Origin of the sequence: Sphingomicrobium aestuariivivum (genome assembly GCF_024721585.1) — a bacterium.
GTDB classification, from domain to species: domain Bacteria; phylum Pseudomonadota; class Alphaproteobacteria; order Sphingomonadales; family Sphingomonadaceae; genus Sphingomicrobium; species Sphingomicrobium aestuariivivum.
Genome location: NZ_CP102629.1, coordinates 378,001 through 392,915, shown reverse-complemented (window position 1 = coordinate 392,915; position 14,915 = coordinate 378,001). Strand labels below are relative to the sequence as shown.

The window sequence follows — 14,915 nt, the reverse complement described above, 5'->3', positions numbered from 1 at the left end:
CTTCTTTAAGGACGCTGAACATTACACCCTGACAAAGGGTTGGAGCGGCAAGTCGTTCCGAAGAAAGGATGAATATATGTTTCGTGGCTCGATTCCCGCGCTGGTGACCCCGTTCGACGCGGACGGAGCGGTCGATCTCGGTGCGTTTCGGGAGCTTGTGGACTGGCAGATCGCCGAGGGGACGCACGGGCTCGTGCCCTGCGGGACGACGGGCGAAGTCGCCACCTTGTCGGGCGAGGAGCATCAGTCGGTGGTCACCGCCTGTGTCGAGCAAGCCAAGGGTCGCGTGCCCGTGATCGCGGGCTGCGGCGGCTATGATACCGCTGCCGTGATCGCCGCCATCCAGATGGTCGCCGAGGCGGGCGCCGATGCCGCATTGTGCGTCGTGCCTTATTACAACAAGCCCAACCAGTCGGGGATTATCGCGCATTTCACCGCCTGCGCCGAGTCCTCGCCGATCCCGATCGTCGTCTACAACGTGCCGAGCCGCACGGTCGCCGATATCGGCGTCGAGGCATTGGGCGAGATCGCCCGCCACGAGAAGATCGTCGCGATCAAGGATGCGACCGGCAATCTCGCCCGCGTCACCGCGCAGCGGCTCGCCTGCGGCGAGGACTTCATCCAGCTCAGCGGCAATGACGACATGGCATTGGGCTTCAACGCGATGGGCGGGGTGGGGGCCATTTCGGTCACCGCCAATGTCGCGCCGAAGCTGTGCAGCGAGTTCCAGGAGGCGATGCTGGGCGGGCGTTGGGACGAGGCGCTGGCGCTGCAGGACAAGCTCTTCCCGCTCCATGACGCGCTGTTCAGCGATGCCTCGCCCGGCCCGTGTAAATATGCGCTCTCGAAGGTCCGGCCCGGCAGCTCGACCGCAGTGCGCCTGCCGATGACCGAACCGTCCGATGCCTCCAAGGCCCTCGTCGACGCCGCGCTTGCCCATGCGGGGCTGACCGGATGAGCAAGGCCTTCAACAAGGTCAGGGTCGTCGCCGAGAACCGGCGCGCCACGTTCGATTATACCATCGAGGAACGGTTCGAAGCGGGCATCGTCTTGCAGGGAACCGAGGTAAAGGCGCTGCGCAATTCGGAAGGCTCGATCAAGGAGAGCTATGCTACCGTCGAGGATGGCGAGGCGTGGCTGATCAACAGTCACATCCCCGAATATAGCCACGGCAACCGCCTCAACCACGAGACGCGGCGGCCGCGAAAGCTCCTGCTGCACCAGCGCGAGATCAACAAGATGATGGGTGCGGTGCAGCGGCAGGGCATGACGCTCGTCCCGCTGTCGATCTATTTCAACGGCGAGGGCAAGGCCAAGCTCGAACTCGGGCTCGCGAAGGGCAAGAAGGTCCATGACAAGCGCCAGGCGATCAAGGATCGCGACTGGAAACGGCAGCAGGCGCGGATCCTGAGGGACCGTGGGTAAGCACGCCCCCGGACCGATCAAGCGCTTCCTCCAGCGCAACGCGCCAACGCGCGAGGAGCTGGTGGAATCGCGTTGGCTCAAGCCCGTGCGTCGCTATATCGCGGCGCACGAATATTGGCGTTTCACCCGTCGCTCGGTGCCGCGTGCGGTGCTGGTGGGCATGTTCATCGGTATCTTCCTGATGGTCCCGGGCCTGCAGATGTTCGCCGCCGCCGCCATGTCCATCCCCATCCGCGCCAACATCCCCATTGCCGCCGCGATCACCTGGGTGAGCAATCCGGCGACCACGCCCGTCTTCCTCATCGCGGGGCTGGAGGTCGGCGCCCTGTTCGGCTTCGACACCAATGTCGACAGCTTCATGGCGCTGGTCGACAGCCACGCCTCGCTCGAGGAGTGGACGCGCTGGGCGCTGTCCGATGCCGCGCCGGCGGTCATTTTCGGCCTGTTCGTCATTGCCGTGGTGCTCGCATTCGTCGCTTATTGGGTGTCGCTCGTCGGATGGAGATTGTGGATTGCGCGGCGCTGGAAGCAGCGTAGTGTCGAGGACAACTCGATTTGAATTCCGGAGACAGAATGAAGAAACTGATGATCGCGCTGGCCGCCTCGAGCGCGCTGGCCGCCTGTACGCAGACCACCGAGATCGAAACCGCCGCCACCACCGCGCCGCTGCCCGAAGCCGCCGCTGAACTGGGCGACGAGCCGGCAGGGCAGGCCGAACTCGGCACCTTTGGTTTCGACACCGCGGGCATGGACCGCTCGGTCGCGCCGGGCGACGATTTCTACGACTTTGCCAACGGTACCTGGGCCGCGGCGACCGAAATCCCCGCCGACAAGTCGAACTACGGCATGTTCGGCGCGCTCGACGACCTTTCGCGCGAGCGCACCAAGGCGATCATCCTCGATGCTGCCAAGGACCCGAACAACCGCGTCGGCGCGGCCTATAACAGCTTCCTCGACACCGACCGCGTCGAAGCGCTCGGCATGGCGCCGATCCAGCCGCTGCTCGACGAGATCGACGCGGTCGACAGCTTTGCCGGCTATGCCGCGATGGTCGGCAAGGCCGATCGCCTCGGCTTCGGCGGCGGCATGCTCGGTTGGTATATCGGTCAGGATGACGGCGACAGCACGCGCTACATCATGAATGCTTACCAGTCGGGCCTGGGCCTGCCCGACCGCGATTATTATCTCGAGGACGCCGAGCGCCAGGTCGAGATCCGCGCTGCCTATGTCGATTATCTCGCCGACATGCTGGCGCTGGCGGGCGAGGGCAATGCCCGTGCCCGCGCCGAAGCCATCCTCGCTTTCGAAACCGAGCTTGCCGAAGTCCACTGGGACCGCAATGCGCTGGGCGACAGCGAGAAGACCTACAATCTCGGCTCGAAGGCCGAGCTCGAGGCGCTCGCCCCCGGTTACGACTGGGACGCCATGTGGGCCGCGGGCGGATATGATTTTGCCGAGATCAACGTCATGACCCCGAGCGCGATCGAAGCGGGCCTCAAGCTGGCCGCCGATGCCGACCTCCAGGTCCTGAAGGACAAGCTTACCGTCGCCGCGCTGCGCAGCTACGCCTCGGCGCTGCCCGCCGCCGTTGATGGCCGCGTGTTCGGTTTCTACTCGAAGACGCTGTCGGGCGTGCCCGAACAGGAAGGGCGCTGGAAGCGGGGCGTGAGCTTCGTCTCGGGCGCGCTGCGCGACGACGTCGGGCAGGTCTATGCCCAGCGCCACTTCCCCGCCGAGTATAAGGCCGAGATGCAGACGCTCGTCGACAATGTCCTCGAGGCCATGCGCAACCGCATCGTCACCGCCGACTGGATGGACGAGAATACCAAGGTCGAGGCGATCGCAAAGCTCGACAAGTTCACCGTCAAGATCGGCTATCCCGACCGCTGGGAGACCTATGAAGGGCTGACGATGGATGGCGCCGACCTGTTCGGCAACGTCCAGCGCTCGCGCGAATGGCAGCATCAGGACGCGCTCGCCAAGCTCGGCGAACCGATCCGCCGCTGGGAGTGGGGCATGGCCCCGATGACGGTCAACGCCTATGCCAATTTCGGCATGATGGAGATCGTCTTCCCCGCCTCGATCCTGCAGCCGCCCTTCTTCGATCCCAATGCGGATCCCGCCATCAACTATGGCGGTATCGGCGCGGTGATCGGCCACGAGATCAGCCACCACTTCGACGACCAGGGTGCCAAGTACAACAGCTCCGGCAACCTCAAGGACTGGTGGACCGAGGCCGATTACGCGAACTTCGAGGCGCGCGGGAAAGCGCTCATCGACCAGTATGACGGTTACGAGATCTTCCCCGGCGAACATGTCGACGGCGAATTCACGCTGGGCGAGAATATCGGCGACCTTGCCGGCCTCGCCATCGCCTATGACGCCTACAAGGCGTCGCTGAATGGCGCGGAAGCACCCGTGATCGACGGCACCACCGGTGCCCAGCGCTTCTTCCTCGGTTGGGCGCAAGTATGGCGCCGCAACTATCGCGACGAGGAACTGAAGCGTCGTCTCAAGACCGACCCGCACTCGCCGTCCGAACAGCGCGTCTGGGTCGTCCGCAACATGGACAGCTGGTATGACGCCTTCAACGTCGATGCCGGGGCCGGGATGTATCTCGCCCCCGACCAGCGGGTGACCGTCTGGTAAGATGCTCGATCGCCACGCTGCACTGGCCGCCGAACCGCTCGAACCCAGCCAGCAATGGCTCGGTCCGGTGCTGGCCGGTGCAGCGCTGGCCTCGGCCGCCGTCCTCTATTTCGGCGAGGGTGACACGGGGTGGGCCGCCGGCCTGTTCCTCTTCGGTGCCTTCCTCTTCGGCGCGGTCTCGCTCTACCAGTCGCGCCGGCCCGAGGCGGGTGCTGCCGCGCTGGTGCCGGTCGCGCCGACCGAGGAATTCGCGCTGGCGGGGGCGGCGTTGCGGCTCGCCGCCGATGCCGCCGCGGTGACCGATGCCGAGGGGCGCCTGCTCCTCGCCAACCCGCGCTTCGACAAACGCTTTTCCGAGCATCTCCAGCCCTTCGCGGCCGAGCGGGCCGATACCCATGAAGCGCTGCGTTCGCTGGCGTTGCGCGACGGAGCGGCGCGCGACAAGCTCAGCCTCGGCGACCAGAAGGTCGATGTCGACATCGTCCGCGTCGGCGCGGGGACCGAGCGGCTGCTCCTGTGGCGCTTTCCCTCCGCCAGCCGACCCGACCGGCTCCAGGTCAGTGCCCAGCGGGTGGCAGGCGAGACCGGCGACCGTCTTGCCGCAGCGGGCGTGCTGGCCGCGCTGATCGACGATCGCGGCCGCCTCGTGGCCGCCAATCGCCCCTTCGTCCAGCGCGCCCTGCCCGAGAAGGCGACCGGCACGCCGACGCTCGCCGACCTGCTCGAGCAGCGCGACGACGGCTATCTGCACCTCGTCGAGGAAGGCGAAGTTGGCACGCCCCTTCGCGGCGTCCATGTCCCGATCGACCCCAGCGTCGACGGCGGGGCGGGCACGCTGCTCCTGTTCGAGGCGCGCGAGGACGGCGGCATCGCGGCGGCAAGCGACAATGTCCAGGCGCTGATCGAACTCCTTCCGCTCGGCCTCGCACTGGTCGACCGCGACGGCCGCTTCCTCACCATGAACGCCGCCTTCCGCCAGGCGGGCGGGGTGGGCGAGGCGCGCGTCTCCTATCCGGGCGACCTCGTCGTCAAGGAAGACAAGGGGATCGTCGCCGACACCGTGCGCCGCCATGCCCGCGGCCCCGCCATGTCGGGCGATATCGCGGTGCGCCTGTCGAAGAACCCCAAGGAGCCTGTCGCACTGACCGTCGCGGGGCTCCGCGGTATCGGCGACGCCGCCGTGCTCCTCCTCCTCAAGGACAATAGCGAGGAGGCCAAGCTCAAGCGCCAGATCGCGCAGGCCACCAAGATGCAGGCGGTGGGCCAGCTCGCGGGCGGCGTGGCGCACGATTTCAACAACATCCTCACCGCCATCATCGGTCACTGCGACCTCATGCTGATGCGCCATACGCCGGGCGACAGCGACTATGGCGACATCCAGCAGATCAAGTCGAACTCCAACCGTGCCGCGGGCCTCACGCGCCAGCTCCTCGCTTTCTCGCGCCAGCAGACGCTGCGCCCGCAGGTGCTCCAACTCGCCGACGTGGTCGCCGAGGTTAGCCACCTGTTGAAGCGCCTCCTCGGCGAGACGGTCGAACTCAAGGTCAAGCACGGCCGCGACGTCGGCCTCGTGCGCGCCGACCCCGGGCAGCTCGAACAGGTCATCGTCAACCTCGCCGTCAACGCGCGCGACGCGATGATGGAGAAAGGCGGGGGCATCCTCACCATCCAGACCTACAAGGTGCGCGCCGACCAGGTCGCCGACCTCGGCAGCGAGATCCTTCCCATCGCCGACTATTCGGCGCTCAGCATCTCCGACACCGGCTCGGGCATCCCGCCCGCCGTGCTCGGCAAGATCTTCGAGCCTTTCTTCACGACCAAGGAAGTGGGCAAGGGCACCGGCCTCGGGCTCTCGACCGTCTACGGCATCGTCAAGCAGTCGGGGGGCTACATCTTCGCCGATTCCAAGGTCGGCGAGGGCACCAGCTTCGTCATCTACCTTCCCGTCCACGAGGTCGCCGAGGACGACCGGCCGCGCGCCGGCGCCAAGCCCAAGGAAGAGAATGAGGAAGAGCTGTGGGGGCAGGGCACCATCCTCCTCGTCGAGGACGAGCCGATGGTCCGCACGGTGGCCGAGCGCGCGCTCACCCGCCACGGCTATACCGTGCTGACCGCCAACAATGGCGAGGAAGCACTCGAGATCCTCGAAAACGAGGAGCAGGATATCGCGCTCCTCGTCTCCGACGTGGTCATGCCGATGATGGACGGGCCGACGATGGGGCGCGAGGCGCGCAAGGATCGTCCGGGCCTGCCGATCCTCTTCATGTCCGGCTATGCAGAAGAGCAATTGAGGAAGTCGATCGACATCGACAATGTCGATTTCCTGCCCAAGCCCTTCTCGGTGCAGGAGCTCGCCGAGGCGGTGCGCGAGGTGCTCGCCAAGGAGCAGGGCAAGCAATAGCGTAACGATTGGACTTGGCGGCGCGCCCGCGGCGCGATAACGCTACGTCGATGACCCATCCGCGAAACATTCTCGTCGTCGAGGACGAGCCCCTCATCGCCATGATGCTCGAGGACTTTCTCGACGCGCTCGGCCACCAGGTGGCCGCGTCTTGCGAAAGCGTCGCGGAAGCGATGGCAGCGGTCGAGAAGGGCGGTTTCGACATGGCCATCCTCGACGTCAATCTCGGCGGCGAGCCGGTGTGGCCGGTGGCCGAGGCGCTGCGCGAACGCGGTATCCCCTTCGCGCTGGCAACCGGCGGACATGTGACCGAGCCGCCCGCCGATTTCCTCTCGACCCCGACTCTTGCCAAGCCCTTCACGATGGACCGTGTCGAACCGGTCATCGAAGCCACGCTCGCGCAATAGTTTCACCCTTTTAACGTTCCCCCCTTGTTCTTGCGGAACAAAGTGGGTACAGCATCCCCATCGCAGGGCTTTTGGAGCCCTTCTGTTGACGAAAGGGGATGGATGATGGCAGCGCAGCTGAAAGTCGTGAAATCGAAGGACGATAAAATGGACAGCGACCGTCAGAAGGCGCTCGATGCCGCACTCGCGCAGATCGACCGCGCGTTCGGCAAGGGCTCGGCGATGAAGCTTGGCAGCCGCGAGAAGATCGAGATCGAGACCATCTCCACCGGCAGCCTCGGACTCGACATCGCGCTTGGCGTCGGCGGCCTGCCGCGCGGGCGCATCATCGAGATCTACGGGCCGGAAAGCTCGGGCAAGACCACGCTCGCGCTCCATGCCATCGCCGAGGCGCAGAAGATGGGCGGCACCGCCGCCTTCGTTGACGCCGAGCATGCGCTCGACCCCGTCTATGCCAAGAAGCTCGGTGTCGACATCGACGAGCTGATCGTCTCGCAGCCCGACACGGGCGAGCAGGCGCTCGAGATCACCGACACGTTGGTACGCTCGAACGCCATCGACGTGCTGGTGGTCGATTCGGTCGCCGCGCTCGTGCCGCGTGCCGAAATCGAGGGCGAGATGGGCGACAGCCACGTCGGCCTCCAGGCCCGCCTGATGAGCCAGGCGCTGCGCAAGCTGACCGGCTCGATCAACCGGTCGAAGACCACCGTCATCTTCATCAACCAGGTGCGCATGAAGATCGGCGTGATGTACGGCAACCCCGAGACCACGACCGGCGGTAACGCACTGAAGTTCTACGCGTCGGTCCGCCTCGACATCCGCCGTACCGGCCAGATCAAGGACCGCGACGACATCATCGGCAACGCGACCCGCGTGAAGGTGGTGAAGAACAAGGTCGCGCCGCCCTTCAAGCAGGTCGAATTCGACATCATGTATGGCGAGGGCGTCTCGAAGATGGGCGAAGTGCTCGACCTCGGCGTCAAGGCCGGTCTCGTCGACAAGTCGGGTAGCTGGTTCAGCTACGACTCGACCCGCATCGGGCAGGGCCGCGAGAACGCCAAGAAGTTCCTCAAGGAAAATCCCGAGATCGCCGACCAGATCGAAGCCGCGATCCGCGGCCAGAAGAAGGACGAGGTCGAGGAGGCCATGATGACGGGCCCCGAGTCCGACGCCGAATAGTCACTTCGCATCCCCGCGAATGAGGAAGGGCCTGGCGTTCGCGCCGGGCCCTTTTTTCTTGGGCTCGCGGCCGGTGGATTACTGGTCGGCGGGCAGGGGAGGCAGCGGACAGTAGCGCCGCTGGAACAGCTTGCCCCGTTCGGTGGCGAGGGTGATGAGGAGCGCGGCGACCCCCGCCAGCGCGATGCCGACGAGGAAGGGCGTCAGCGTGCCGTCGAAGGCCTGCCCGATGGCAAAGCCGAGCAATGCTGCGCCGATCGTGCTCGACGTGCCCTGGACTGAACTGGCGGTGCCGGCCACGCTGGCCATGTTGGTCATAGCGAGCGTGCCGAAATTGCTCGTCGTGAAGGCAAAGGCGGTAAGCACCAGCGCCATGAAAGTGATGAAACTCGCAAGGCTGGAGCCGAACAGGAAGTGCCAGCCAAGGTGCAGCATAGCCGCGCCGAGAAAGGCGATGAGCCCGATGTGACCGACACGGCGCAGTCCGAAACGCTGCACGATGCGGCTGTTGGTGAAGCTCGCCAGCGCCATTGGCGCCGCGATCATGGCAAAGACGAGGCCCAACTGGTCGGTCGCCTCGAAAATCTCGCCGACGATTTGCTGGATCGAGGCGAGATAGGCGACGAGCGTGGTGAAGACGGCGGTGAGCGCCATCGTGTAGCCGAGCGACAGCCGGTCGGTCGCGGTGATGGCGATCCCTTGCGCGATGGTCGAGAGGCGGATTTCGCGGCGATATTCGGGGTGCAGCGTTTCGGGTAGGCGAAGGGCGCTCCAGATAAAGAGCAGCACGCCATAAGCGGCGAGCCCGTAGAAGATCGCGCGCCAGGGTCCCACCGACAGGATTGCCTGCCCGAGGCTTGGCGCGATGACCGGCACGACCATGAAGGTCATCTGCGTCAGGCTCATGATCCGCGCCATCTCCTCGCCCTCGTAGAGGTCGCGCACGATGGCGAGGACGAGGACCCGGCTGACCGCGCCGCAGGCACCCATCAGGAAGCGCGCGGCGATGAGCAGCGTGAAGTCGCTGGCCGCGGCGGCGAGCATGCCGAACAGGATGTAGAGCGACACGCCCGCGAGCAGGATCGGGCGGCGCCCGAAGCGGTCGGCGAGCGGCCCCCACAGCATCTGGCTCGCCCCGAAACCGAACATGTAAGCGACGATGACGAGCTGGGTGCGGTTGGCCTCCGCGATGCCGAGATCGCTGCCGATCGCGGGCAGGGCGGGGAGCATGGTGTCGAGCGCCAGCGCGTTCATCGCCATCATCCCCGCGAGCAGCGCGACGATCTCGTGCGTGCCGCGTCGGGCGGCAGCGGTCTGTGTGATGGCAGGCCTAGCGTCCATCGACCGGTGCTGGCGCATCGGGGCGGAACATGCAACACGGTTCGCAAATGAAACGAACCGGAGCCCGGCCATGATCATCGTCCACCATCTCGAAAACAGCCGTTCGCAGCGCATCCTCTGGCTGCTTGAGGAACTGGGGCTCGAATATGAAGTGAAGCGCTACGAGCGCCACCCCAAGACGATGCGTGCCCCCGACAGCCTCAAGGCGATCCACCCGCTGGGCAAGTCGCCGCTCATCGAGGAGGGCGAGGTGGTGCTGGCAGAAACGGGCGCGATCATGGAGCATCTCGTGGCCGAGCGCGGTCGCTATGGCGCGCCCGAAAGCCCCGTGCTGGCGCGCCACTATCATTTCTACATGCACTATGCCGAGGGTTCGCTGATGCCGCCCCTGTTCGGCATGCTGATCGTCAATCGCCTCGGCCTCCTCGGAAAGCCCGCGAAAAAGCCGGTGATGGGCATGCTCGCCGAGCATTTCGCCTTCCTCGACAAGGAACTGGAACAGCGCGATTGGTTCGCGGGCGCCGACCTCACCGCCGCCGACATGATGATGAGCTTCCCGCTCGAAGCCGCGCAGGCGCGCGCGGGGCTGGACGAGCGCTATCCCAACATCCTGCGCTGGCTGAAGCAGTGCCACGAGCGCCCTGCCTACCAGCGCGCGCTCGCGCGTGGCGGCGAATATGCATACGCCGGTTGAGCAGGCGGTTGACCCGGCAGGGCCGCATGCGCTCTAGCTAGGCGCAAATCCAATTCGGGGGACCCACGCGATGGACGCGACTTTGAAGACCGGGCGGCTCGCCCTTCACTGGCAGATGCTGATCGGCTTCCTGCTCGGCCTCGGCGCGGGCCTCACCGTCTACCTGACCGCCGCCGATGCGGGCTGGGTCGACACGGTCAGCAATGTCACCGGCTTCGTGGGGCAGATCTTCCTGCGCCTCCTCTTCATGCTGGTCATCCCGCTCCTCTTTTCCGCCCTTGTCGTCGGGATCGCGGAGATGGGCGATGCGCGCTCCCTGAAGCGCGTCGGCCTGCGCACGCTCGCCTTCACCGTGATCGTCTCGGGCGTGGCGGTGGTACTGGCGCTCGCGGTCGCCAACATCTTCCAGCCGGGCGCCGGCGTCGATCGCGAGATCGCCGAGGCCCTGCTCAACGACGCGCGCGACAATGCGGGTGCGATCATCAGCCGTAATGCCGAGACCCCGAGCGGGCTCGATGCTTTGCTCGCCATCATCCCGTCGAACGTCTTCGCCGCGATGAGCGCCAACGACATCCTCGCGGTGATGTTCTTCGCGCTCTTCTTCGGCATCGGCCTCCTGTTCACCGACTCCCCCCAGGCCGAGATCCTCCAGAAGGGCATCGAGGGCGTCTTCCACGTCACCATGAAGCTCATCATGTGGGTGATCCGCCTCGCGCCCATCGCCATCGCCTGCTTCATGTTCAACCTCGCCTCGGCCTTCGGTTGGGACATCCTCGTCCGCCTCGGTGCCTATGTGCTGGTCGTACTGCTTGCGCTCGGCCTCCACATGTTCGTGGTCTATCCGCTGGTCCTGCGCTTTTGGGGCGGGGTCAGCCCCGTCTGGTTCTTCAAGAACGTGCGCGAGGCGATGCTGATCGCCTTCTCGACCGCCAGCTCCAACGCCACGCTGCCCTATGCGCTCAAGGTCGCCGACGAGAATTTGAAGCTTCCGCGGGCGCCAGCGCGCTTCGTGCTGACCATCGGGGCGACCGCCAACCAGAACGGCACCGCCATCTTCGAGGGTATCACCGTGCTCTTCCTCGCCCAATTCTTCGGGGTCGAGCTGACGATGGGCCAGCAGGTGATCGTCCTCCTGATGTGTATCCTCGGCGGTATCGGGACGGCGGGTGTGCCTGCGGGCTCGCTGCCGGTGGTGGCGCTCATCCTCGCGATGGTCGGCGTGCCGCCCGAGGGGATCGGCATCGTGCTCGGCGTCGACCGCCTGCTCGACATGTGCCGCACGACGTTGAATGTCACCGGCGACCTTGCCGCCGCGACGGTGGTGTCGAAGGGGCATGAGGAAGACAGCGAACTGTCCGACCTGCAGACGGCATGAGCGACGATCTCGACGCGCTGTCGGCGCGCTATCGCACGATCCTGTGCGACGTCTGGGGGGTGATCCACGATGGCGCGCGGCTATTTCCGGGGGTGGCCCGGCGCTTCAGCCGCTGGAAGGGTGAGGGGCGGACGATCATCATCGTCACCAACGCCCCGCGCCCTGCGGACCGCGTCGAGGCGGACCTTGTCGACATGGGGCTGCCGCGCCACTGCTGGGATCATCTGACGTCGAGCGGGCAGGCAGGCATCGAGGCGCTGACCCATCCGCCGCGCAAGGTTGGCTTCGCGGGCAGCCGCTGGGACCATGAGGACCTCATCGCCCATGGCGTCGACATCGCCGATGCCGGCGAGCCGGTCGACGAGATTGCGCTGACGGGGCTCGACGAATATCGCTCCGACGTGTCCGAATATGAGGAAGAGATCGCTGATTGGGTCGAGCGCGACCTCCTCGTCCATTGCCTCAATCCCGACCGCATCGTTATCCACCGCGGCGAGGAAGTCGTCTGCGCGGGCGCGCTGGCCGACGAGGTCGCGGCGCGAGGCGGACGCGTGCAATTCTACGGCAAGCCCCATCGGCCGATCTACAATCACGCGCTGAAGCTCGCGGGCGACCCCGACCCCGCCGATTGCGTCATGGTCGGCGACAATCCGGCGACCGACATGTGGGGTGCCTGCCGCATGGGGATGGCGGGGGTGCTTGTCACCGCCGGCGTCGGCCATGCGGAATACAAATGGGGCGCCGAGTTCGAAAACTGGCGCCCCTTGATGACGGTATCGGGTCTCTAGCGCCTCAGGCGGCGTCGTCGATGAGGTAGCGCTGTTCCTCGGCCATCTTGACGAGCGCGGCCTGCAACTTCTCGAAGGCGCGCACCTCGATCTGGCGGATGCGTTCGCGGCTCACGCCATAGACCTGGCTAAGGTCCTCGAGCGTCTTCGGGTTCTCCGAGAGGCGACGCTCGGTGAGGATGTGCTTCTCTCGATCATTCAGCGCGTCCATCGCCTGCATCAGCAGTTCGTGGCGGACCTGCTTTTCTTCCTCGTCGGCGACGATCTCGTCCTGCAGCGGGTCTTCGGAGTGGAGAAGGTCCATCCACTGCGACTCGCCATCCTCGTCGCCAGCACGCATCGGCGCGTTGAGCGAACTGTCGCCACCGCGCGCCATCCGGCGGTTCATCGATACGACATCATCTTCGGAAACACCCAGTTCAGTGGCGATCTTCTTCACATCGTCGGGATGGAGGTCGCCTTCCTCGAAGGCCTCGATCTGGTTCTTCATCCGCCTGAGGTTGAAGAACAGCTTCTTCTGTGCCGCGGTGGTGCCCATCTTCACGAGGCTCCACGAGCGCAGGATGAATTCCTGTATCGAGGCGCGGATCCACCACATCGCATAGGTAGCGAGGCGGAAACCGCGGTCGGGATCGAATTTCTTCACCCCCTGCATGAGGCCGATATTGCCTTCGGAGATGAGCTCGGAGACGGGCAGGCCGTAGCCGCGATAACCCATCGCGATCTTGGCGACGAGGCGAAGGTGCGAGTTGACGAGCTGCGCGGCCGCCTCGGTGTCGCCCTGTTCCTTCCAGCGCACGGCGAGCATGAACTCGTCCTCGGGCGTGAGGATGGGGAACTTCTTGATCTCCGTCAGATAGCGGTTGAGGCCGTCCTCACCGCCGGTCGAGGGGATCGATAGTGCCGCAGTCTTGGCCATTCTTGCTCCTTTTGCCGCCGCGAACCCGTTCGCGGCGCCCCAACTCAAAGGGGGCCGACCTTATTAGCCGTCCCTTTCCTATACGTGAAGTGCCGCCACCAGTTCCGTCATGTCCGACGGAAGTGCACTTTCAAACGACAAACGGTCGCCCGTGGCGGGGTGGATGAAGCCCAATTCCGCCGCGTGCAGCGCCTGTCTCGAAAACTCCAGCCTTTTCAACAGCTCGCGATGCTCCTTTCGCGTGCGACCGTAAAAGGGGTCGCCGACCAGCGGATGCCCCAGATGCGCCATGTGGACGCGCACCTGGTGGGTGCGGCCGGTCTCGAGGCGGCATTCGACCTGTGTCGCACCCTTGAGGTTCGCGATCTTGGTCCAATGGGTTACAGCGCGCTTGCCGCGCCCCTCCGCCACCACCGCCATCTTCTTGCGATTGGCCGACGAGCGCGCGAGCGGGGCATCGACCGTGCCTTCGCCCGCCATCATGAGGCCCGATGCGACCGCGATATAGCGGCGGTCGATGCTGTGGGCGGCGAACTGCTTGGCGAGGCCCTCGTGGGCGATATCGGTCTTGGCGATGACGAGGAGCCCCGAGGTGTCCTTGTCGATGCGGTGGACGATGCCTGGGCGTGCCACCCCGTTGATGCCCGACAGGCGGCCCTTGCAATGATGCAGGAGGGCGTTGACCAGCGTGCCGTCGAGATTGCCCGCCGCCGGATGGACGACGAGCCCCGCGGGCTTGTCGACGACGAGGAGGTGATCGTCCTCGTAGGTGATGTCGAGCGGGATGTCCTGCGGCTCGGCATGGTGCGGGGTGGGTTCGGGGACGGTAAGGGTAAAGGCTTCATGGCCCTTCACCTTGATCGCGGGATCGCGGACGGGGCCGTCGGGCCCTTCGAGCGCACCCTGGCTGATGAGCTTCTTCACCCTTTCGCGCGACAGGCCGCCGGCACGGTCGGTAACCGCGCGGTCGAGCCGCCACCCGGCATGCTGCGCGTCGAGCGATATTGCCATTTCCCCACCCATCAAGGCCATATGGGGCGCCCCGTTTCGGGTTCAATAGGGGCTTGCGAAGGGGCGCAGGCCCCGTCATGCCTTGGGGCCATGAACGAGACCGAATTTGCCGCGCTGCTTTGCAGCCGCCTGTGCCACGACCTGATGAGCCCCGTGGGCGCGCTCAACAATGGCGTCGAACTGCTTGCCGATGAACATGATGCCGAGATGCGCGAACGGGTCATCGAACTGATCGGCGAAAGTGCCGCGGCGACCGCCAACAAGCTAAAGTTCTTCCGTCTCGCTTTCGGCGCGGCGGGTGGGTTCGGCTCGGAAATCGACACCGGCGAGGCGAAGGCCGCGCTGGCTGGCCTTTTCGGCGCGGAAAAGCGGATCGAGCTGGGCTGGATGGTCGATGAGCCGCGCCTGCCCAAGGATGCGGTCAAGCTCCTCCTCAATCTCGCGATGATCGCGGGCGATGCGCTGGTGCGCGGCGGCAAGCTCGATGTCGGCGCCGAGCGGCGCGGGGAAGAGATCGAACTGGTCATCCGCGCCGAGGGGCCGCGCCTCATCGTCGATCCCGCGATCCGCGCCGTGCTCGAGGGCGCGGGCGAGGGCGACAGCGAACCGCGTGCGGCGGGCGCCTTGCTGGCCCGCCAGCTCGCCGCTGCGCAGGGCGGCACCATCCAGTACAGCTCGCCGGCCGAGACGGTGGCGATGATCGGCGCCACGCTAAAAGGGTAAAGC

The 14,915-nt window shown here is 65.8% G+C and carries 14 protein-coding genes; 11 read left to right on the top strand and 3 right to left on the bottom strand.

Annotated elements, in window-relative coordinates; genetic code table 11:
• Nucleotides 1–76 precede the first annotated feature (76 nt).
• The 7 genes from dapA to recA all read left to right on the top strand — a co-directional run bounded on the left by dapA (nt 77) and on the right by recA (nt 8,061).
• A complete protein-coding gene (dapA, locus tag NUW81_RS01875; RefSeq protein ID WP_245109822.1) occupies nt 77–958 on the top strand; it encodes a 4-hydroxy-tetrahydrodipicolinate synthase in 882 nt (293 codons plus the stop codon).
• Entirely contained in the window at nt 955–1,425 is a 471-nt protein-coding gene (gene smpB / locus NUW81_RS01870; RefSeq protein WP_245109820.1) for an SsrA-binding protein SmpB, read from the top strand. Before dapA ends, smpB begins: the two co-directional genes overlap by 4 nt.
• A complete protein-coding gene (locus tag NUW81_RS01865; RefSeq protein WP_245109818.1) occupies nt 1,418–1,984 on the top strand; it encodes a DUF2062 domain-containing protein in 567 nt (188 codons plus the stop codon). Before smpB ends, NUW81_RS01865 begins: the two co-directional genes overlap by 8 nt.
• A gap of 14 nt (nt 1,985–1,998) precedes the next feature.
• Complete coding sequence (locus tag NUW81_RS01860) at nt 1,999–4,074, top strand: M13 family metallopeptidase (protein ID WP_245109816.1); 2,076 nt, start codon at nt 1,999–2,001, stop codon at nt 4,072–4,074.
• Between the two features lies 1 nt (nt 4,075).
• Nucleotides 4,076–6,475, top strand: coding sequence for a hybrid sensor histidine kinase/response regulator (locus NUW81_RS01855; RefSeq protein ID WP_245109813.1), 2,400 nt, complete (start codon nt 4,076–4,078; stop codon nt 6,473–6,475).
• A gap of 50 nt (nt 6,476–6,525) precedes the next feature.
• Nucleotides 6,526–6,882, top strand: coding sequence for a response regulator (locus NUW81_RS01850; RefSeq protein WP_245109810.1), 357 nt, complete (start codon nt 6,526–6,528; stop codon nt 6,880–6,882).
• A gap of 105 nt (nt 6,883–6,987) precedes the next feature.
• Nucleotides 6,988–8,061: a recombinase RecA gene (gene recA / locus NUW81_RS01845; RefSeq protein WP_280638913.1), complete on the top strand. Its 1,074-nt coding sequence runs from the start codon at nt 6,988–6,990 to the stop codon at nt 8,059–8,061.
• A 78-nt stretch (nt 8,062–8,139) separates the two neighbouring features.
• Here the strand turns inward: recA and NUW81_RS01840 are convergent, their stop codons facing one another.
• Nucleotides 8,140–9,420, bottom strand: a complete 1,281-nt coding sequence (locus NUW81_RS01840) for a multidrug effflux MFS transporter (RefSeq protein WP_245109808.1) — start codon at nt 9,418–9,420, stop codon at nt 8,140–8,142.
• A 52-nt stretch (nt 9,421–9,472) separates the two neighbouring features.
• On the opposite strand from NUW81_RS01840, the gene NUW81_RS01835 reads away from it, so the two are divergent.
• From NUW81_RS01835 to NUW81_RS01825, 3 genes are all read left to right on the top strand, one after another.
• Nucleotides 9,473–10,096 (top strand): glutathione S-transferase, encoded by a 624-nt coding sequence (locus NUW81_RS01835; protein ID WP_245109805.1) that lies wholly within the window; start codon nt 9,473–9,475, stop codon nt 10,094–10,096.
• A gap of 70 nt (nt 10,097–10,166) precedes the next feature.
• On the top strand, nt 10,167–11,471 hold the full coding sequence (locus NUW81_RS01830) for a dicarboxylate/amino acid:cation symporter (protein WP_245109803.1): 1,305 nt from the start codon (nt 10,167–10,169) through the stop codon (nt 11,469–11,471).
• The gene (locus tag NUW81_RS01825; RefSeq protein ID WP_245109801.1) at nt 11,468–12,259 is read left to right on the top strand and encodes a TIGR01459 family HAD-type hydrolase; all 792 of its coding nucleotides are present in this window, start codon (nt 11,468–11,470) and stop codon (nt 12,257–12,259) included. Before NUW81_RS01830 ends, NUW81_RS01825 begins: the two co-directional genes overlap by 4 nt.
• A 4-nt stretch (nt 12,260–12,263) precedes the next feature.
• Here NUW81_RS01825 and rpoH read toward each other — a convergent pair whose 3' ends face one another.
• A complete protein-coding gene (gene rpoH, locus NUW81_RS01820; protein WP_245109799.1) occupies nt 12,264–13,178 on the bottom strand; it encodes an RNA polymerase sigma factor RpoH in 915 nt (304 codons plus the stop codon).
• 78 nt (nt 13,179–13,256) lie between these two features.
• A complete protein-coding gene (locus NUW81_RS01815; RefSeq protein ID WP_376741954.1) occupies nt 13,257–14,189 on the bottom strand; it encodes an RluA family pseudouridine synthase in 933 nt (310 codons plus the stop codon).
• A 90-nt stretch (nt 14,190–14,279) separates the two neighbouring features.
• On the opposite strand from NUW81_RS01815, the gene NUW81_RS01810 reads away from it, so the two are divergent.
• Entirely contained in the window at nt 14,280–14,912 is a 633-nt protein-coding gene (locus NUW81_RS01810; RefSeq protein WP_245109797.1) for a histidine phosphotransferase family protein, read from the top strand.
• Nucleotides 14,913–14,915 lie beyond the last annotated feature (3 nt).